At 63.9% G+C, this 18,770-nt stretch carries 14 protein-coding genes; 3 read left to right on the plus strand and 11 right to left on the minus strand.

The window, feature by feature from the left end; translation table 11 throughout:
- Nucleotides 1-69 precede the first annotated feature (69 nt).
- Nucleotides 70-927: an urease accessory protein UreD gene (locus tag RMO51_RS07090; protein ID WP_310393301.1), complete on the plus strand. Its 858-nt coding sequence runs from the start codon at nt 70-72 to the stop codon at nt 925-927.
- Nucleotides 928-980: 53 nt separating this feature from the next.
- Here the strand turns inward: RMO51_RS07090 and ureG are convergent, their stop codons facing one another.
- From ureG to RMO51_RS07145, 11 genes are all read right to left on the minus strand, one after another.
- On the minus strand, nt 981-1,733 hold the full coding sequence (gene ureG, locus RMO51_RS07095; RefSeq protein ID WP_310393303.1) for an urease accessory protein UreG: 753 nt from the start codon (nt 1,731-1,733) through the stop codon (nt 981-983).
- A 155-nt stretch (nt 1,734-1,888) separates the two neighbouring features.
- Entirely contained in the window at nt 1,889-2,560 is a 672-nt protein-coding gene (locus RMO51_RS07100; RefSeq protein WP_310393305.1) for an urease accessory UreF family protein, read from the minus strand.
- Nucleotides 2,561-2,697: 137 nt separating this feature from the next.
- Entirely contained in the window at nt 2,698-4,413 is a 1,716-nt protein-coding gene (ureC, locus tag RMO51_RS07105; protein WP_310393306.1) for an urease subunit alpha, read from the minus strand.
- Between the two features lie 15 nt (nt 4,414-4,428).
- Nucleotides 4,429-5,118, minus strand: a complete 690-nt coding sequence (locus tag RMO51_RS07110; RefSeq protein ID WP_310393308.1) for a hypothetical protein — start codon at nt 5,116-5,118, stop codon at nt 4,429-4,431.
- 45 nt (nt 5,119-5,163) lie between these two features.
- Nucleotides 5,164-5,898 (minus strand): urease subunit beta, encoded by a 735-nt coding sequence (locus RMO51_RS07115; RefSeq protein ID WP_310393309.1) that lies wholly within the window; start codon nt 5,896-5,898, stop codon nt 5,164-5,166.
- 177 nt (nt 5,899-6,075) lie between these two features.
- Nucleotides 6,076-6,675 carry a HupE/UreJ family protein gene (locus RMO51_RS07120; protein ID WP_310393312.1) on the minus strand — a complete coding sequence of 200 codons (600 nt, stop codon included), beginning with the start codon at nt 6,673-6,675 and terminating at the stop codon, nt 6,076-6,078.
- Nucleotides 6,676-6,815: 140 nt separating this feature from the next.
- A complete protein-coding gene (gene leuB, locus RMO51_RS07125) occupies nt 6,816-7,949 on the minus strand; it encodes a 3-isopropylmalate dehydrogenase (RefSeq protein WP_310393314.1) in 1,134 nt (377 codons plus the stop codon).
- Nucleotides 7,937-8,533 carry a 3-isopropylmalate dehydratase small subunit gene (leuD, locus tag RMO51_RS07130; protein ID WP_310393315.1) on the minus strand — a complete coding sequence of 199 codons (597 nt, stop codon included), beginning with the start codon at nt 8,531-8,533 and terminating at the stop codon, nt 7,937-7,939. The genes leuB and leuD overlap by 13 nt, the downstream gene beginning before the upstream one ends.
- Entirely contained in the window at nt 8,484-8,708 is a 225-nt protein-coding gene (locus RMO51_RS07135) for a hypothetical protein (RefSeq protein ID WP_310393316.1), read from the minus strand. Before RMO51_RS07135 ends, leuD begins: the two co-directional genes overlap by 50 nt.
- On the minus strand, nt 8,708-10,102 hold the full coding sequence (gene leuC, locus RMO51_RS07140; RefSeq protein ID WP_310393317.1) for a 3-isopropylmalate dehydratase large subunit: 1,395 nt from the start codon (nt 10,100-10,102) through the stop codon (nt 8,708-8,710). The genes RMO51_RS07135 and leuC overlap by 1 nt, the downstream gene beginning before the upstream one ends.
- A gap of 192 nt (nt 10,103-10,294) precedes the next feature.
- Nucleotides 10,295-11,461: a 2-isopropylmalate synthase gene (locus RMO51_RS07145; protein ID WP_310393319.1), complete on the minus strand. Its 1,167-nt coding sequence runs from the start codon at nt 11,459-11,461 to the stop codon at nt 10,295-10,297.
- Nucleotides 11,462-12,458: 997 nt separating this feature from the next.
- Between RMO51_RS07145 and RMO51_RS07150 the strand changes: the two genes are divergently transcribed.
- Nucleotides 12,459-13,970 (plus strand): hypothetical protein, encoded by a 1,512-nt coding sequence (locus RMO51_RS07150; RefSeq protein ID WP_310393321.1) that lies wholly within the window; start codon nt 12,459-12,461, stop codon nt 13,968-13,970.
- Between the two features lie 246 nt (nt 13,971-14,216).
- The gene (gltB, locus tag RMO51_RS07155) at nt 14,217-18,740 is read left to right on the plus strand and encodes a glutamate synthase large subunit (protein WP_310393323.1); all 4,524 of its coding nucleotides are present in this window, start codon (nt 14,217-14,219) and stop codon (nt 18,738-18,740) included.
- Nucleotides 18,741-18,770 lie beyond the last annotated feature (30 nt).

Here is an 18,770-nt window from a genome sequence, read left to right on the forward strand (position 1 = left end):
TAATTCGCAGGACCGAAAGCATTTCAGCAACCCGTAGCCCCCTACACCATTGCTCACCCCCCGCCCCGCATGAACACACCCGCCGAATGGAGCACGCTGGAGGTGGCCGAAGTGCGCGGCCGGTCGCGCCTCGTGGCTTGCCAAAGCGTCCAGCCGCTCAAGGTTTTCAACCCGGCTTCGCCCTCCGCGGCCTGCCACGTGGTGCTTTCCAGCTACGGCGGCGGCCTGGTGGCCGGCGATGCGATTCGCCTGCGCATCAGCGGGCAAGGGCGCAGCCGGCTGTTCGTCAGCACGCAGGCCAGCACGAAGGTTTTTCGGTCGATTGACGGGGCCGTGGCCGAGCACCAGACCGTGGGCGCGCTGGGGGCCGGGGCGCTGGCCGTAGTTTTCCCCGACCCCGTGGTGCCGCAAGCCGAGAGCCGCTACCGCCAAACCCAGGACTGGCACTTGCAGCCCGATGCGCTGCTGCTGCTGGTCGACTGGTTTCACTCCGGCCGCGCGGACCAGGGCGAGCGGTTTGCCTTCACGAGCCTGCACGCGGAGCTGCGCGTGCGCATGGCCGGCCGACTGGTGCTGCTGGATAGGTTTGCCTTCCGTCCCGACGAGCACATTGCCGCCTCACCGGCCAATTTTGCGGGCTACCAAACCTTCTTTTCCGTATTCCTGGTGGGCAGCCCAGCCGATGCGCGCTTCCGGCATCTGGCAGCGATGCTGGAGCGGCAAAAGATGCCCGGCAGCACGGGCCCGCACTTCCGGCTCAGCAACCAGGAATGCGTGGTTTCAGTGACGCAGGCCCGCGAAAACGTGTGCGTGCTGCGGGCGGCGGCGCCCAGCCGCCTGGCGCTGCAGCCGCTGTGCGATGCCCTGCTGGCGGGGCTGGCGCACAAAGAGCTGCTGGGTTACAATCCCTTGCTGCGCAAGTATTGACGCCAGCAAGTGCCATTGCTCATTGCTCATTCTTCATTGAACCGCAGGCGTCCTCACCGCCGGTCCTCGCGCACGGCGGCCACCGCCCGGGCTTTGGCAGCTTTGATGTGGGCAGTGATTTCATCTAGCCCGAAACCATCCGTGGCGCGGGCAAACAGGAATGGTCCATCGCCGCGCATCCGGGCCGAGTCGCGCGCCATTACGCCGAGGTCGGCTTTTATCAGGTCTTTGAGGTCAATTTTGTTGATGACGAGCAGGTCGGATTGGGTGATGCCGGGGCCGCCTTTGCGCGGGATTTTGTCGCCGCCCGACACGTCGATGACGTAGATGGAATAGTCGACCAATTCGCGGCTGAAGTGGGCGGCCAGGTTGTCGCCGCCGCTTTCCACGAACAGGTAGTCCAGGCCATAGTTGAAGCGCTGCATGAGGCCTTCGAGCGCGTCCATGTTGAGCGAAATATCCTCGCGGATGGCCGCGTGCGGGCAGCCACCGGTTTCCACGCCCACGATGCGGTCCTCGCTCAGGGCGCTGTGGCGGATGAGGAACTCGGCGTCTTCGCGGGTGAAAATATCGTTCGTCACCACGCCCAGCTCGAACTCGTGGCGCAGCCGCTCGCATAGGGCCTTGAGCAGCGCAGTTTTACCCGTGCCCACCGGCCCGCCAATGCCCACCGTGAAGGCCCGCTTGCGGAAGTTGCGGTACGACGGCAGCCGGCGCGTTTCGCGCTCGTCAAAGGCGCCGGGCGACTCGTAGGCCTCGTGCGCGTGGCCGTGGAGCAGCAGAGCGAGTTTTTCGACGAAAGCCATGTTGATAATGGTTAGTGGTTAGTGATTAACGGTTAGTTCAGAACGTCATGCAGAGCGCAGCGAAGCATCTCGCGTGGGAACAGTAAATCAATCGCAAGAAAAGAATTCCTACCCCACGCGAGATGCTTCGCTGCGCTCTGCATGACGGACAGGCATTAATTCTGAAACAGCTTGGAATACATCTCCGCGTGCAGCACCTGCGCGGCATCGAGCAAAAACGCGGAGCGGGTCGCTTCACCGAATTCCTTATCGGCATTCACGGCTATGATGTGCTCGAATACCGCATAAAAATCGTGTTGCAGCTGGTGCCCCTCCAGCGGCCCCAGAAACCCGAGGCGAATGGCGGCGCTGAGCTGGTCGCGCAGCAGCATGTGCAGGTACATGGCTTGCAGCTCGCCCAGCGCAAAGCTCACTCGCTGCAAGGCCAGCGCGAAAACCAGCGTGAAATGCGGCGGAATGCCCTGAGTTGTGAACCACTGGGTGATGGTTTCCAGCTGCGCGGCGGGATAGAAGGCAGTCAGCAGCTTCAGCCAGTTGCGGCCCTGCGCGGCGCTGGCTTTGTAGAGGCCGGGCACCAGCAGCTGGGCATCATATTCTTCGGCTACGATTTGGAAATCGGGGCTTTTTTCGGTGAGATGGAAGGCCGAATGGATGAAGGGTAATTCGGCGCTGCCGGCTTGCTGCAAGTAAGAATACAGGTAGTTGCGCAGGGCAAACGGCGTGGTGATGAGGCCAAAGGTGATGCTGCTTTCCAACCCGTAGGAATAGGCAAAAGAGCCGGTGGGCAGGGCCGAATCGACGAGGTGCAGGAGGCGGGCGAAGTGCATGGGTTGATGGCGCGGCCGTGTTCACCTCACCCCCGGCCCCTCTCCCCCGGCGAGGGGAGCCAGTCGTTATTCAATAAAATAAATCGTCAAGCTCCCACTCTCCGCGGGAGAGGGGGCCGGGGGGTGAGGTGCCGGCGCTAAAACAAATTATACAGCTGCGCCAGCGGCAGCACCTCCGCCGGCTCGCAGGTCAGGTGCACGCCGTCCACCATCACGCGGTACGTTTCCGGGTCCACCGAAATATTCGGTAAGTAGTCGTTCAACGCCATGTCCTTTTTGCTGATGTTGCGGCAGTTTTTCACGGCCACTACCTGCTTGGTCAGGCCGTAATCAGCCTGCACCCGCGCTACCGAAGCGGCGCTTACGAACACCATCGAGGACTTGCCCACGGCCCCGCCCAGCGCGCCGAACATGGGCCGAGAGAACGAGGGCTGCGGCGTGGGAATGGAGGCGTTGGCGTCACCCATTTGCGATTGGGCGATGATGCCGCCTTTGAGAATCATTTCAGGGCGGGCGCCGAAAAACGCGGGCTTCCAGAGCACCAAATCGGCCAGCTTACCGATTTCGACGGAGCCGACTTCGTGCGAGATGCCGTGGGCGCGGGCCGGGTTGATGGTGTACTTGGCCACGTAGCGGCGCACGCGGAAGTTGTCGGCGGCGCTGCCGGCGTCTTCGGGCAGGGGGCCGCGCTGCTGCTGCATTTTGTGGGCCGTTTGCCAGGTGCGGGTGATGACCTCGCCCACCCGGCCCATGGCCTGCGAGTCGGAGCTGATGATGCTGAGCGCACCCATATCGTGCAGGATGTCCTCGGCCGCGATGGTTTCGCCCCGGATGCGGCTCTCGGCGAAGGCCACGTCTTCGGGAATGTTGCGGTCGAGGTGGTGGCAGACCATAAGCATGTCGAGGTGCTCGTCGATGGTGTTCACCGTGAAGGGCCGCGTGGGGTTGGTGCTGGAGGGGATGACGTTGGGCTCGCCGCAGATTTTGATGATGTCGGGCGCGTGGCCGCCTCCCGCGCCTTCGGTGTGGTAGGAATGGATGGTGCGGCCCTTAAATGCGGCCGTGCTGGTTTCCACGAAGCCGCTCTCGTTCAGCGTATCGGTGTGGATGCAGACCTGCACGTCGTACTCCTCGGCAATGCGCAGGCACATGTCGATGGCCGCCGGGGTGGTGCCCCAGTCCTCGTGCAGCTTGAAGCCCAGCGCCCCGGCCTCGATTTGCTCGCGCAGGCCCTCGGGCTTGCTGGAGTTGCCCTTGCCCAGAAACCCGAAGTTGAGCGGGTAGGCCTCGGTGGCCTTCAACATTGTTTCGAGGTAGAACGCGCCGGGCGTGCAGGTGGTGGCGTTGGTGCCGGCGGCCGGCCCGGTGCCGCCCCCAATCATGGTCGTGACGCCCGAGGCCAGCGCCTCGGGAATCTGCTGGGGGCTGATGAAATGGATGTGGCAGTCGATGCCGCCGGCAGTCAGCAGTTGGCCTTCGCCGGCAATGACTTCGGTGGTGACGCCCACCACCATGCCGGGCGTGACGCCGGGCATGATGTGCGGGTTGCCGGCCTTGCCGATGCCCACGATGCGGCCGCCCTTGATGCCGATGTCGGCCTTGAAAATGCCGGTGTAATCGACCACCAGCGCGTTGGTGATGACCAAATCCAGCGCGTCGGCCGGGCCGATGCCGGCGGCCTGGCCCATGCCGTCGCGCAGCACCTTGCCGCCGCCGAACTTGCATTCCTCGCCGTACACGCAGTAGTCGCGTTCCACGGCTATCAGCAGGCCGGTATCGCCGAGGCGCACCCGGTCGCCGGTGGTGGGGCCGTACATGTCGGTATACGCGCGACGGGAGATGGGGAGGGACATATGGGAAGGCTATTTTTAGCGAATATTTGCCTCAAAATCATAGCTCATATCAGCCCATTTTTGAGGTCTAAAATGAGAGAGTGCCCGTTGGATAACCTCTTGTAAAGAATGGCCTTTTCCTTGAAGAACATGAATCGCCTCTAAGTAGCGACCATAAGGCATTTTGCGCCCCAAATAGCCTTTAGAAATTGGGTAATTAATGTCTTCTTGTATAACAATCCATTTGATAGATTTGAATAACTCTTCAATAGTTAAATCCCAGCTGTTTCCTCTTTCATTATAGGGTTTACCGGCGTGCGCTGCTTTAGCCTCTGCAAGAAGCTCCTTTGAGGGCTGAACCGGAGTGTACGGGAGTAGCTTAGCTAATTCAGTATAATCCAAAGCACAATTGCCAGCTTGGTCTTGTAGAGCTTGCCCCAGATTTGCAATGCTCATACCTCCATTAATACACTTGTTGAAAATATCAACAATAATGTTTGCATGAGATAAAGAAGTAGTCACACCATCTCTGGTAATATCCACTCTATAATCTGGTTTTTCGGAAGTGGCTTTATAGCCAGGAAAAGTGATGCTGATTATACTTCCATTTTGGCATCGGTCTACCTCCGTTGTAACAGCATGTTTGCGATTATTAACTTGGTGGCCTTTGAAATCATGCTTCAAAAACAGGCTGCTCAGGTGGCTTAGGCTTGCTTGGTAATTCATTGTTGATTGATTTGAGGTTTGTTGTGAGCACAAAGGAGACAATTATTACCCTAGTTTCTCCAGCGCCTGCTGCTTCTTTCCAGCATCATCCAGCTGCCCATCAATCCGCCCATTGCCGCCGTACACGAGGCGCTCGCCGGCCAGGGCCACCAGGCGCACGCGCTTGCGCTCGCCGGGCTCGAAGCGCACCGCCGTGCCGGCCGGGATGTGGAGGCGGAAACCGTAGGCGGCGGCGCGGTCGAAGTGCAGCGCCGCGTTGGTTTCGAAGAAAGGATAGTGCGAGCCGACCTGCACGGGCCGGTCGCCCATGTTCACGACGTCCACGTCCACCGTGGCGCGGCTTTCATTCAGTATAATTTCGCCGTCGGCTAACTGGTACTCGCCGGGCTGGGGGTGGCTGGCGTTGTCGGGCGCGGCCGTGGGAGCGGTTCGGGTCAGGCCAGAGCCGTAGAGGGCCAGGGCGGCATCGCCGGTTTCGCGGCAGATGGGGTGGTGCACGGTCACGAGCTTGGTGCCGTCGGGGAAGGTGCCTTCGATTTGGACTTCGTGGAGCATGTCGGCCACGCCGGGCAGCACGTCGGCCAGGCCCAGCAGCTGCTTGCCCTTGTCCATGAGCACGGCCACCCGCTCGCCGTCGCGGATGAACTCCAGCAGCTGGGTGGCGAGCAGGGCCAGGGCTTCGGGGTAGTTCAGGAGCAGGCCGCGGGCGTAGCGCTTCTGCGCCACGAAGCCGGCCTGGTGGAGAACGAGCTTGTCGAGGTCTTTGGGGCTTAAATGCATAGTTGTTCTGGCGTTCGCCTCACCCCCTAGCCCCCTCTCCGAAAGAGAGAGGGGGGACTAGTTTTAGTTTTTAGAGGCGGCTTTTCAGGATGATAAATTTAGGTCTAGAGCTAGAATCTGGTTCCCCCTCTCCTTTTCGGAGAGGGGGCTAGGGGGTGAGGCGCACGTGAGCGCACGTCAGATATTCCCCCATATCATCCACCCGCCGTACCCGATACACAGCAGCGACGACAGCGTAACGGTAGTGAATTTCAACCTCCGGCTGATTCTCATGCGCCGGGTGAAGGGCACGCTGCACAGCCCGGCCACAACGAACATGCCCAGGATAGAACCCAGGCCGAACACCGCGAAATACAGCACGCTTAGCCACGGGTTGCGGATTTCACTCATCACCAGCAGCACCAGCGCGCCGCTGCCGGCCAGGCCGTGGAGCAGGCCCACGGCGTAGGCCACGCGCGGCGGCGCCACGCCGGGCCGCACCTTGGCGGGCCGGCGCTGGCCGAGCAGGCGGCCGAGGCCCAGAACGACGAGCATCAGGCCCACGGCGGCTTCGAAATAGCCGGAGGTGAGGAACGTGACGCGGCCCAGCAAAATGAGGGCCCCCGCAATGACCAGGGTAGTGGTGTGGCCCAGGCCCCAGTACACGCCGTCGCGCAGGGCCTCGGCCAGGGTGTCGCGCCGCGAAACAAGGTTGCCCACGGCCAGCAGGTGGTCGGGCTCGAAGGCGTGACCCGTGCCGGCAATCAGGGCAAAGAGCAGGGGCAGCGGGCTTTCCATCGGCGGGTCCGCGCGGGGACAAGACAGGCGGGCAAGGTAGCAGCCAACGGCCGTACTGCCACACTCGGCCTCGCCACGGCCCTGGCTCGGCCCCCGCAATGATTTCCGGCGGCTCTGGGCCGCGCGGGGTTTGGGGCCGGCTAGATAATTGTGCTTTTGCCGTCGGCGATGTTGCCGTGGTGCAGGTGGCAGTCCGCCAAATCGAGCACGCCGTAGGCCACGAAGCTGCCCACCTGCTCGGTGGTGTAAGCCGCAGTGTTGTTCAGCTCGGGGGTAAGCACCTGCTCGTTGAGGGCGTTTTCGACGGCGGCGCGCACGGCGCGGGCTTCTTCGGCCAGCCCGAAATGGTCGAGCAGCATGGCGGCCGAGAGGATGGCGGCCAGCGGGTTGGCAATGCCCTTGCCCTTGGCCTGCGGGTAGGAGCCGTGCACGGGCTCGAACAGCGCGGCCCCGTCGCCGATGGAGGCCGAGGGCAGCAGCCCCAGCGAGCCGGCAATCACGGAAGCCTCGTCGGAAAGAATGTCGCCGAACATGTTCTCGGTCAGCACCACGTCGAACTGCCGCGGATTCAGAATCAGCTGCATGGCCGCGTTGTCGACGAACAGGTAATCGACGGCCACGTCGGGGTATTCGGTCGCCAGCTCCCGCACCACCTCGCGCCAGAGGCGGGAGGTTTCGAGCACGTTGGCCTTGTCCACCAGCGTGAGCTTGCGGCGGCGGCCCTGGGCGGCGCGGAAAGCCCGGTGGGCAATGCGCGCAATCTCGTCGCGGTGGTAGGTGCAGTTGTCGAAGGCGGTGCCGTCGGGCCGGCGGCCTTTCTCGCCGAAATACACGCCGCCGGTCAGCTCCCGAAAAATGAGCAAATCGGTGCCGCTGATGCGGTCGGCGCGCAGGGGCGAAAACTCCAGCAGCTGCTCGTAGGCCGTCACGGGGCGGATGTTGGCGTAGAGGCCCAGGCTTTTGCGCAGGGCCAGCAGGCCCTGCTCGGGGCGCACCGGGGCGCCGGGGTCGTGGTCGTATTTCGGGTCGCCGATGGCGCCGAGCAGCACGGCATCGGCCCGGTGGCAGGCGTCGAGGGTGGCATCGGGCAGGGGCACGCCGGTGGCGTCGATGGCGCAGGCGCCCATCAGCCGGTGGTCGAACGCGAAGTGGTGGCCAAACCGCTCGGCCACGGCCTCGAGCACACGCACGGCCTCGCCGCACACCTCCGGGCCGATGCCGTCGCCGGCCAGCACCGCAATGCGCTTGCTGACGGGAGTTTTCAAAAGGTCCATGGGCGGTGTTGTTCGTAGGCGGAGATGGCGGCCTGCTGGCTGAGCAGGTAGTCGATGTCGTCGTAGCCGTTGAGGAGGCACTCTTTTTTGTAGGGGTCCAGCTCGAAGGCGATGCTTTCCTCCCACACCGGCACGGTGAGCGTCTGGGCCGGCAAGTCGACCACGAGCTGGGTGCTGGGGTAATGCGTGACGCGCGCCACCAGGCGGTGCAGCACCGCGGCCGACACTTGCAGGGGCAGCAAACCAGTGTTCAGGGCATTGCCCCGAAAGATGTCGGCAAATCCGCTGGAGACAACCACCCTGAACCCGGCGTCGTGCAGTGCCCAGGCGGCGTGCTCGCGACTGGAGCCGCAGCCAAAATTCTGGCCCGCGACGAGAATCCGGCCGCGGTAGCGGGTGTCGTTCAGCACGAAGCCGTGCTTGGGCTGGCCGTCGGCCGCGTAGCGCCAGTCGGCAAACAGGTGGGCCCCGAAGCCCTCGCGGGTGGTGGCCTTCAGGAACCGGGCCGGGATAATCTGGTCGGTGTCGATGTTCTCAAACGGCAGCGGCACCGCCGTCGAGCGCAGGGTCTGAAACTGGTCCATGGGCAGTAGTGGGCAATTCGGGGGAAATGAGGGCGGCGGGGGCGGGCGGCGGGGCCTCGCCGCCGGGCTGCGGCGGCCGGCTCAGCCCGCCGGCGTACTTTATCCAGTCAATGATGCCGCCCTGGTAGTATTTAAAATCGGATAAGCTTAGCATGACGTCGTTTTGCTGGGTCATCAATTCAGGTACTGGGTGATGTCGACAATGCGGCCCTCCACGGCCGTGATGGCGGCCACCAGCGGCGAGGCCAGCAGCGTGCGCGCGCCCGGCCCCTGCCGCCCCTCGAAGTTGCGGTTGGAGGTGGACACGCAGTAGGCGCCGGCCGGAATCTTGTCGTCGTTCATGGCCAGGCAGGCACTGCAGCCGGGCTCGCGCAGCTCGAAGCCGGCGGCGGCCAGAATCCGGTCGAGGCCCTCGGCAATGGCCTGCCTTTCCACTTGTTTTGAGCCGGGCACGATGATGGCCTCGACGTGCGCGGCCTTGTGCTTGCCCTGCACGTAGGCGGCTACGGCGCGCAAGTCCTCGATGCGCGAGTTGGTGCAGCTGCCGATGAAGACGTAATTGATTTCCTTGCCCAGCAGCGACTCGCCGGGCTGAAATCCCATGTACTTCAACGATTGGTCGAAGCTGGCGGCTTCGCCCTCGGCCCCCCGGGCCGGAATGCGGCCGGTGAGGGCCATGCCCATGCCGGGGTTGGTGCCGTAGGTAATCATCGGGGCAATGGCCGCCCCCTCAAACGTCAGCTCTTGGTCGAACACGGCGTCTTCGTCCGAATACAGCGTGTGCCAGTAGGCCAGGGCCGCGTCCCAGCGCGCGCCCCGCGGGGCGTAGGGCCGGCCGGCCAGGTAGGCAAACGTGGTGGCGTCGGGGGCGATGAGGCCGCCGCGGGCCCCCATCTCGATGCTCATGTTGCACACCGTCATGCGGCCTTCCATGCTCAGGGCGCGCACGGCGCTGCCGGCGTACTCCACGAAGTAGCCCGTGGCCCCACCCGTGCCGAGCTGGGCAATGACGTGCAGAATCAAGTCCTTGGCCGTGACGCCGGGCCGCAGCGCGCCGTCCACCGTAATGCGCATCCGCCGGGGCCGGCTCAGCAGCAGGCACTGGGTGGCCATCACCTGCGTCACCTGGCTGGTGCCGATGCCGAAGGCCACGGCCCCGAACGCGCCGTGCGTGGAGGTGTGGCTGTCGCCGCACACAAGGGTCATGCCCGGCTGCGTGAGGCCCAGCTCGGGCCCGATGACGTGCACGATGCCCTGGTTGGGGTGGCCCAGCCCAAACAGCTCAACTCCGAACGCGGCGCAGTTCTCGGTGAGCTTGTCCACTTGCGAGCGGGAAATGGGGTCCTCGATGGGCAGGTGCTGGTGGCGGGTGGGCACGTTGTGGTCGGCCGTGGCCACGACTTGGGCCGGGCGCAGCAGCGGCAGCCCGCGCCCGCGCAGCTCGTCAAACGCCTGCGGGCTGGTGACTTCGTGAATGAGGTGGCGGTCGATGTAAAACACCTCCAGACCACCAGGAATGGCTTTGACCACGTGCGCCTCCCAGATTTTATCAAATAAGGTCTTAGGCATGAGGGGGGTGGGATTTTGAGAAGGAGGGAAATGAAACTGCATCAGAACGTCATGCAGCGCGCAGCGCAGCGGAGTCGAAGCATCTCACTCGGGGTAGTAATCCAATCGAATGAATTACTGCTGCAAGCGAGATGCTTCGGCTCCGCTCAGCATGACGTCCTTGTTTTGGTGGTTGACTAACCATTTAGTCGTTTACCCCGCGCTCACCAGCTGCTCCTGCTCCACCAGGGCGTGCAGGTCGTCGTCGACCACTTCTTTCTGGCGGTCGGCGAGCTGCACGAACGAGGCGTAGGCGCGGTTCAGGCCGTCGCGGTCGAAGTCGTAGCCGATTTTCTGAAGGCGGTAGGCGAGCGCGGCACGGCCCGAGCGGGCGGTGAGCACGATGGACGAGTCGGCCACACCCACGTCGCGCGGGTTCATGATTTCGTAGGTTTGGCGGTGCTTGATGACGCCGTCCTGGTGGATGCCGCTGGAATGCGAAAAGGCGTTGGCGCCCACCACGGCCTTGTTGGCCTGCACCGGCATACTCATCAGGTGGGCCACCAGGGCCGAGGTTTCGGCCAGCAGCGGGGTGTTGATGCGGGTGTCGAGGGCGAGGTAGGGGTGCTGGCGCAGTATCATCACCACTTCTTCGAGGGCGGTGTTGCCGGCCCGCTCCCCCACCCCGTTCACGGTGCACTCAATCTGGCGGGCGCCGTTGATGACGCCGGCGATGGAGTTAGCCGTGGCCAGGCCCAAATCGTTGTGGCAGTGCGTCGAAAGGGTCACGGCGTGAATCCCGGCCACGTTTTCGCGCAGGAAACGAATTTTCGCGCCGTATTCTTCGGGCAGGCAGTAGCCGGTGGTGTCGGGGATGTTGAGCACCGTGGCCCCGGCCCGGATGGCGGCCGCGCACACGCGGGCCAGGAACTCGTTGTCGGTGCGGCCGGCGTCTTCGGCGTAAAATTCCACGTCCTCCACAAAAGACTTGGCCAGCTGCACGGCGGCCACGGCGCGGGCCAGCACTTCGTCGGGCGTGCTCAGCAGCTTGTAGCGGATGTGCAGGTCGGAAGTGCCGATGCCAGTGTGGATGCGCGGGTAGCGGGCGGGCTCCAGGGCGGCGGCGGCCACGCGGATGTCGTTTTCCACGGCCCGCGACAGCCCGCAGACGGTGGCCTCGCGGGTTTGGGCCGCAATGGCGCGCACGGCCTCGAAGTCGCCGGGGCTCGACACCGGAAAGCCGGCCTCAATGACGTCCACCCCCAGCCGCTCCAGCTGCCGGGCAATCACCAGCTTCTCGTCGCGGTTCAGCTTGCAGCCCGGCACTTGCTCGCCGTCGCGCAGGGTGGTGTCGAAGATTTGAATGTTATGGCTGGCCATGGGGGTCGCGGTGCGGGGCACTACACTGTGGCTCGCAAGTACACCGCTGCGGCCAGTGGCCGAAAACTAATTTTTGGGCAGCTTACTATTTCCAATGCCCGTCGGCTCTTTTGCAAGCATTTATTTATTAATGGCTTAATGAAAAATAAATTACAAAATCCAACCTGTAGCGCGGGCGGCCGCACATGGCCCCGGCGGGGCAAAATCCGCGCGCGTTTGGGCGGGCAAAAAGACGCCGCGTAGCGGCTGGCCGGCGTGGGCCACGCCCAGGGCGCGGGGCCAGCGCTGGCGCACCTGGTTTCGCGCCCGCCGGCTTTGGCCGGCCGCGGGCTCATCTTGCGGTACGCGCCCCGGATTTTATTAGGAGCGCACCCCCGCAGGTCCTCGCGCTTCAGCAGCACCGTGGCCCCGTGGGGAGCGCGAGGCCGCGGTTTTGCCGCAGCGGCGTTTTGTAGACGACGCCCTTGGGGTTGCGCGCCGCCCGCGCCACTTTTTTCAGGCTCGCGGCGGTGTATAGTCCGGAAAAACGCGGGTATTGTGGTCGAAATACATGAGGCAACGGGTTGGTTACACGGCATCGGCCGGCAAAAAGCCTTTTCGAGCGCGGGGCTGCGAAAGGCTGGTTCCTGGCGGGCAAGCAGGCGCTTTCAGCCCCGCGGCTGGCTGCTGATGGCGTGAACGACGGGCCAAAGCGCGGCGACCGGGGGGCGAAAGTGGCAGCGCGGGCCGAAGCCCGGGCCGCGCGTTCGTGCTTAGCTTGCGCCGAGCGGAAGCGGCAAAACCTGACGGCCGCACGCGGGGAAGCAGGGCCGGCGCAGCCCGCGCTTGGAGCCGGCCAGCAAGTGCAATTTTAGGGAGGCCCAGCGCGCGCCGAAAACACGTTTCGAGACGGCTTACTATCTCCAGGCAGGAAGATATCTGCACATTAGCTGATAGTCAACGCATAAAACAACACCGGCTTACGATGCCAAACGAAAACAATGACCCGGTTTTTCACTTGATAAAATCGCTTACCCGCTCCGAAAAACGACATTTCCGGTTGTTTGCCAAGCGGCAAGGGGCGAGCGAGGGCCTGAAGTTCTTGCAACTTTTCGGTGCCCTTGACGGCGCCGCGCACTACGACGACGAACGGGTGCTGGCCCAGGTGCCGGCCATCAAAAAAGTGCAGCTGGCCAACCTCAAGGCCAACCTCTACCGGCAGCTGCTGGCCAGCCTGCGCATGTACCACGCCGGCCAGAACCTCGACATTCAGCTGCGCGAACAGCTCGACTACGCCCGCGTGCTCTACAACCGCGGCCTCTACCAGCAAAGCCTGCGCATGCTGGAGCGTGTGAAAACGGCCGCCCAGCAGGTGGGCATGAGCCACGTGACCCTGCAAGCCCTCGACTTTGAAAAGCTCATCGAGGCCCAGTACATCACCCGCAGCCTGCGGGGCCGCGCCCAGGAGCTGTCGACCGAGGCCCTGGCGCTGGTCGAGCACGTGGGCCAGCAGCACGTGCTCTCCAACCTGGCGCTGCGCATGTACGGCTTCTACCTGCAAATCGGCCACGCCCGCAACCAGGCCGATTTTGAGCGGTTGACCGGGTTTTTCCGGTCGGCCCTGGCGCACGTGGACATGCGCCACGCCGACTTTTTCGAGCAGCTCTACTACTACCAGGCCCACGTGTGGTACCACACCATCGCCCAGAACTTCCTGGCCTGCTACCGCTACGCCCAGAAGTGGGTCGACTTGTTTGAGCGCCACCCCGCCATCCGCGAGCAGCAAACGATGCTCTACCTCAAGGGCCTGCACAACCTGCTCATCACTTCCTACAACCTGCTCTACTACAGCAAATTTCAGCGGGTGTTGGCCACGCTCGAAGCTTTTGCGGCCAACCCCAACCGGCGCTCCAATCCGAACATCGAAATGCTCCTTTTTCTCTACATCTACACCAACCGGATTAACGCCTATTTCATGCGCGGGCGTTTCACCGAGGGGCTGGCCATCGTGCCGCCGCTGCTGGCCAACCTCGCGCAGTTTCAGCAGCAACTCGACCCGCACCGGCTCATGGTGTTTTACTACAAGATTGCCAGCTTGTACTTCGGCAGCGGCGATTTCAACAAGGCCATTGAGTACCTGACCAAAATTATTCAATTCAAAGACAGCGCCCTGCGCGAGGACATTCAGTGCTTTGCCCGCATCCTGAACCTGATTGCGCACTACGAAGCCGGGCGCGACGAAAGCCTGGACCACCAGGTGAAGTCGGTGTACCGCTTCCTGGGCAAGATGAACGACCAGCAGCAGATGCAGGTGGCCATTTTTCAGTTTTTGCGGACCCTGGGCAACGTGAACCCCCGGGAGCTGAAAAGTGCCTTCGTCGCGCTGAAAACCCGGCTGATTGCCATTTCCGCGAATCCGTTCGAGCGGCGGCCGTTCATGTACCTCGACATCATCTCCTGGCTCGAAAGCAAGATTGAGAACCGGCCCGTGCAGGAAATCATGCAGCGCAACTTCGCGTCGTTGAAGTAGCCCCGAGGCCGGCCGCCACGAAACTGGTTTGACGTTGTACGCTTATTCCGCGCAGCTCACTCATTCTCAAACCATTGTCCTTCAGCTCGCCGGCCCAGAAATAGTACAGTGGAGGCAAATGGCGTTTCGGCCCGCCGGGGGCCGCCGGAAATTGCAAAAAGCCGTGGCCCGCCGGCTGATTTCCTTCCCAACCGGGATGAGAGGCGGCGCCCGGCCACTTCCTTCCGCCCGAATTTAGCACTCCCGATGCACGCGACAAACCCGGCTCCGGGCCTGTACCGTCCCGAATTTGAGCACGACGCCTGCGGGACCGGCTTCATCACCTACCTCAACGGCCGCAAGACGCACCAGACCATTGCCGACGCGCTGACCATGCTCGAAAACATGGAGCACCGCGGCGCCTGCGGCTGCGATGCCGACTCCGGCGACGGGGCCGGCTTGCTGCTCCAAATCCCCCACTGGTTCCTGCTGGAGGAGTGCGTGGCCCACGGCATCCGCCTGCCCGAGCCGGGCAGCTACGGCGTGGGTATGGCTTTTTTGCCCAAGGACACCACCCTGCGCGAGGCCTGCCGCACGGTCATCAACGGCGCGGCGGCGCGGCTGGGCTTTCCGCTGCTGGGCTACCGGCCAGTGCCGGTGAACCCGGCCGGCATCGGCCCCACGGCGCTGGCCGCCGAGCCGGTGATGGAGCAGGTATTTTTCGGAAGACCGGCCGGCATCAGCACCCCCGACGACTTCGAGCGCAAGCTCTACGTGCTGCGGCGCCTGATTTTTAAGACGGTGCGCGAAACGGTACCGGCCGCGATGGACGTGTTCTACTGCGCCTCGCTCTCCTGCAAAACCATCGTCTACAAGGGCCAGCTGACCACGTACCAGGTGCGCGGCTACTTCCCCGACCTGAGCGACGAGCGGGTGGTTTCCACGTTCGGCCTGGTGCACTCGCGATTTTCGACCAACACCTTCCCGAGCTGGAAGCTGGCGCAGCCCTTCCGCTTCCTGGCGCACAACGGCGAAATCAACACGCTACGCGGGAATCTGAACTGGTTTTACGCCGGGTTGCGCAACTACGTGTCGCCCTACTTCTCGGCCGAGGAGATGGACATGCTGCTGCCGGTGGTCGATGCCGGGCAGTCGGACTCGGCCTGCCTCGACAACGTGGTGGAAATCCTGCTGCACTCGGGCCGCCCGCTGCCGCACGTAATGATGATGCTGGTGCCCGAGGCCTGGGACGGCAACACCCAGATGGACCCGCTTAAAAAGGCGTTCTACGAGTTCCATGCCACGTTTATGGAGCCCTGGGACGGCCCGGCGGCCCTGCTCTTCACCGACGGGCGGATGATTGGGGCCATGCTCGACCGCAACGGCCTGCGCCCCCTGCGCTACCTCGAAACCACCGACGGCCGCGTGCTGGTGGCCTCCGAGGCCGGCGTGCTGCCCATTGACCCCGCCACCGTGGTGCAAAAAGGCCGCCTCCAGCCCGGCAAAATGCTGCTCGTGGACACCGTGGCGGGCCGCATCGTCACCGACGAGGAGCTGAAGGCCCAGGCCGCCGGCCGCCAGCCCTACGGAGCGTGGCTGAACGAGTACCAGATTCGGTTGGAAGAGTTGCCCGAGCCCCGCCAGATGTTCACGGATTTGGCCGCCGAGTCGGTGTTCAAGTATCACCAGGTGTTCGGCTACACCCGCGAGGACATTGACGCGCTCATCACGCCCATGGCGCTGGAAGCCAAGGAACCCATCGGCTCGATGGGCGTGGACGTGCCGCTGGCCGTGCTCTCCGACCAGCCCCAGCACCTGAGCAGCTACTTCAAGCAGTTTTTTGCCCAGGTCACCAACCCGCCCATCGACCCCATTCGGGAGCGGCTGGTGATGAGCCTGGCCACCTTTCTGGGCAACAACGGCAACATCCTCGACGAGGACAAGCACCACTGCCACTGCGTGGCCCTGCGCCAGCCCATCCTGAGCAACCACGAGCTGGAAAAGCTCCGCAGCATCGACACGGGCATGTTCAATGCCAAAACCCTGCAAACGTATTTCAAGGCCGACGGCAAGCCCGGCGCGCTCGAAAACGGCCTCGCCCGCCTCTGCCGCTACGCCGAGGATGCGGTGAACGATGGGTTTGAGGTGCTGATTCTCTCCGACCGCGCCGTGGATTCGGAGCACGCGCCCATTCCGTCGCTGCTGGCCGTGTCGGCCGTGCATCACCACCTGATTAAGCTGGGTTTCCGGGGTTCGGTGGGCTTGGTGGTGGAGGCCGGCGACGTGTGGGAAGTGCACCACTTTGCCTGTCTGCTGTCGTTTGGGGCCACGGCCATCAACCCGTACCTGGCGCTGGCCACCATCCGCACCATGCACGAGGCCGGCCAGTTTGCCACGGCGCCGGACAACGCGCAGCTGACCGACAACTACATCAAGGCCGCGTGCGACGGCCTGCTGAAGATTTTCTCGAAAATGGGAATTTCGACCTTGCAGAGCTACCACGGCGCGCAGGTATTCGAGATTCTGGGCCTCAACCAGGCCGTGGTGGACGCCTATTTCTGCGGCGCGGTGACGCGCATCGGCGGCTTGGGGCTCGATGAAATTGCCCGCGAAACGCTCTACAAGCACTTCCAGGGTTTTAAAAGCACGACGCCCGAGGAGCAAACCCTGCTGCCCGACGGCGGCCTCTACCACTGGCGGCGGCGCGGCGAGGCGCACATGTTCAACCCCGAAACGGTGCATTTGCTCCAGCACGCCACCCGGACGAATAACTATGCCACCTACCAGCGCTACGCCGGGCTCATCAACGAGCAAACCCGGCAGATGTTCACGCTGCGCGGCCTGCTGGATTTTGCCCACCACCGCGAGGCCATTGCCCTGGAGGAAGTGGAGCCGGCCGAAGGCATCCTGAAGCGCTTCGCCACCGGGGCCATGTCGTTTGGCTCGATTTCGCACGAGGCGCACAGCACCCTGGCCATTGCCATGAACCGCATCGGCGGCAAGAGCAACACCGGCGAGGGCGGCGAGGACCCGCTGCGCTACGAGCAGATGGCCAACGGCGACTCCATGCGCTCGGCCATCAAGCAAGTGGCCTCCGCCCGCTTCGGCGTCACGGCCCACTACCTCACCAACGCCGACGAGCTGCAAATCAAGATGGCCCAGGGCGCCAAGCCCGGCGAGGGCGGCCAGCTCCCCGGCCACAAGGTGGACGAGTGGATTGCCCGGGTGCGCCACGCCACGCCCGGCGTCGGCCTGATTTCGCCCCCGCCCCACCACGACATCTACTCGATTGAGGATTTAGCGCAGCTCATTTTCGACCTGAAAAACGCCAACCGCGCCGCCCGCATCAACGTGAAGCTGGTGAGCAAGGCGGGCGTGGGCACCATCGCGGCCGGCGTGGCCAAGGCCCACGCCGACGTGATTCTCATTGCCGGCTACGACGGCGGTACCGGTGCTTCGCCGGTCAGTTCCATCAAGCACGCCGGCCTGCCCTGGGAGCTGGGACTGGCCGAAGCCCACCAGACCCTGGTGCGCAACCAGCTCCGCAGCCGCGTGGTGCTGCAAGCCGACGGCCAACTGAAAACCGGCCGCGACCTGGCCGTAGCCGCCCTGTTGGGGGCCGAAGAATGGGGCGTGGCCACGGCGGCGCTGGTAGCGGGCGGCTGCGTAATGATGCGCAAATGCCACCTCAACACCTGCCCCGTGGGCGTGGCCACCCAGGACCCGGAGCTGCGCAAGCTCTTCACCGGCCAGCCCGAGCACATCGTGAACCTGTTTCGGTTCCTGGCCGAGGAGCTGCGCGAAATCATGGCCACGCTGGGTTTCCGCACCGTCAACGAGATGGTGGGCCGGCCGGAGTTTCTGAAAGTGCGCGAAGGCATCACCCACTGGAAAGCCCGCCACCTCGACCTGAGCGGCATCCTGCACCCGGCCGCCAACATTTCCGGCGGCACCCTCTACCACAGCGAGGCCCAGGACCACGGCCTCGACCACATCCTCGACTGGCAGCTGCTCGAACACGCCCGGCCGGCGCTGCACGAGCAAACGCCGGTTTTCGGCGAGTTCGAGGTCCACAACACCGACCGCACCATTGGCACGCTGCTTTCGAATGAAATTGCCAAGCACTACCACGCCGCCGGCCTGCCCGACAACACGATTAACTACCGCTTTCGCGGCTCGGCGGGGCAAAGCTTCGGTGCGTTCAGCGTGCGCGGGCTGTCTTTTTCCCTCGAAGGCGAAGCCAACGACTACGTGGGCAAGGGCCTGAGCGGCGCGCAGCTGGCCATTTTCCCGGCGGCGGAAGCCCGGTTTGTACCCGAGCAAAACATCATCATCGGCAACGTGGCGCTGTACGGCGCGACTTCCGGCGCGCTGTTCGTGCGCGGGCAGGCCGGCGAGCGGTTCGCGGTGCGCAACTCCGGCGCCACCGCCGTGGTGGAGGGCGTGGGCGACCACGGCTGCGAGTACATGACCGGCGGCCGGGCCCTCATCCTGGGCCAGACGGGCCGCAACTTCGCCGCCGGCATGAGCGGCGGCATCGCCTGGGTGTACGACCCAAACGGCACCTTCCCGCCCAACTGCAACCCCGAAATGGTGGAGCTTGACCCGCTCGACGCCGACGACGAGGACCAGATTCAGGCGCTGCTGCGGCAGCACGTGCAGCTGACGGGCAGCCAGGTGGCCGCTTTTCTGCTGGATAATTGGAGCGAGGAAGCCGGGCGCTTTGTGAAGGTGTTCCCGAGCGAATACAAGAAAGTGCTGCAGAGGGCGCGCTACGCGGAGGTGGGATAATGCCGCCCTTGCGGTTCACCTCACCCCCAG

Source organism: Hymenobacter sp. (assembly GCF_031398885.1).
GTDB lineage: Bacteria > Bacteroidota > Bacteroidia > Cytophagales > Hymenobacteraceae > Hymenobacter.

What these genes read in the sequence shown, in the direction of transcription:
- RMO51_RS07090 (WP_310393301.1), top strand. Translation starts at nt 70, where the DNA reads ATGAACACACCCGCCGAATGGAGCACGCTGGAGGTGGCCGAAGTGCGC.
- ureG (WP_310393303.1), bottom strand. Translation starts at nt 1,733, where the DNA reads ATGGCTTTCGTCGAAAAACTCGCTCTGCTGCTCCACGGCCACGCGCAC.
- RMO51_RS07100 (WP_310393305.1), bottom strand. Translation starts at nt 2,560, where the DNA reads ATGCACTTCGCCCGCCTCCTGCACCTCGTCGATTCGGCCCTGCCCACC.
- ureC (WP_310393306.1), bottom strand. Translation starts at nt 4,413, where the DNA reads ATGTCCCTCCCCATCTCCCGTCGCGCGTATACCGACATGTACGGCCCC.
- RMO51_RS07110 (WP_310393308.1), bottom strand. Translation starts at nt 5,118, where the DNA reads ATGAATTACCAAGCAAGCCTAAGCCACCTGAGCAGCCTGTTTTTGAAG.
- RMO51_RS07115 (WP_310393309.1), bottom strand. Translation starts at nt 5,898, where the DNA reads ATGCATTTAAGCCCCAAAGACCTCGACAAGCTCGTTCTCCACCAGGCC.
- RMO51_RS07120 (WP_310393312.1), bottom strand. Translation starts at nt 6,675, where the DNA reads ATGGAAAGCCCGCTGCCCCTGCTCTTTGCCCTGATTGCCGGCACGGGT.
- leuB (WP_310393314.1), bottom strand. Translation starts at nt 7,949, where the DNA reads ATGGACCTTTTGAAAACTCCCGTCAGCAAGCGCATTGCGGTGCTGGCC.
- leuD (WP_310393315.1), bottom strand. Translation starts at nt 8,533, where the DNA reads ATGGACCAGTTTCAGACCCTGCGCTCGACGGCGGTGCCGCTGCCGTTT.
- RMO51_RS07135 (WP_310393316.1), bottom strand. Translation starts at nt 8,708, where the DNA reads ATGACCCAGCAAAACGACGTCATGCTAAGCTTATCCGATTTTAAATAC.
- leuC (WP_310393317.1), bottom strand. Translation starts at nt 10,102, where the DNA reads ATGCCTAAGACCTTATTTGATAAAATCTGGGAGGCGCACGTGGTCAAA.
- RMO51_RS07145 (WP_310393319.1), bottom strand. Translation starts at nt 11,461, where the DNA reads ATGGCCAGCCATAACATTCAAATCTTCGACACCACCCTGCGCGACGGC.
- gltB (WP_310393323.1), top strand. Translation starts at nt 14,217, where the DNA reads ATGCACGCGACAAACCCGGCTCCGGGCCTGTACCGTCCCGAATTTGAG.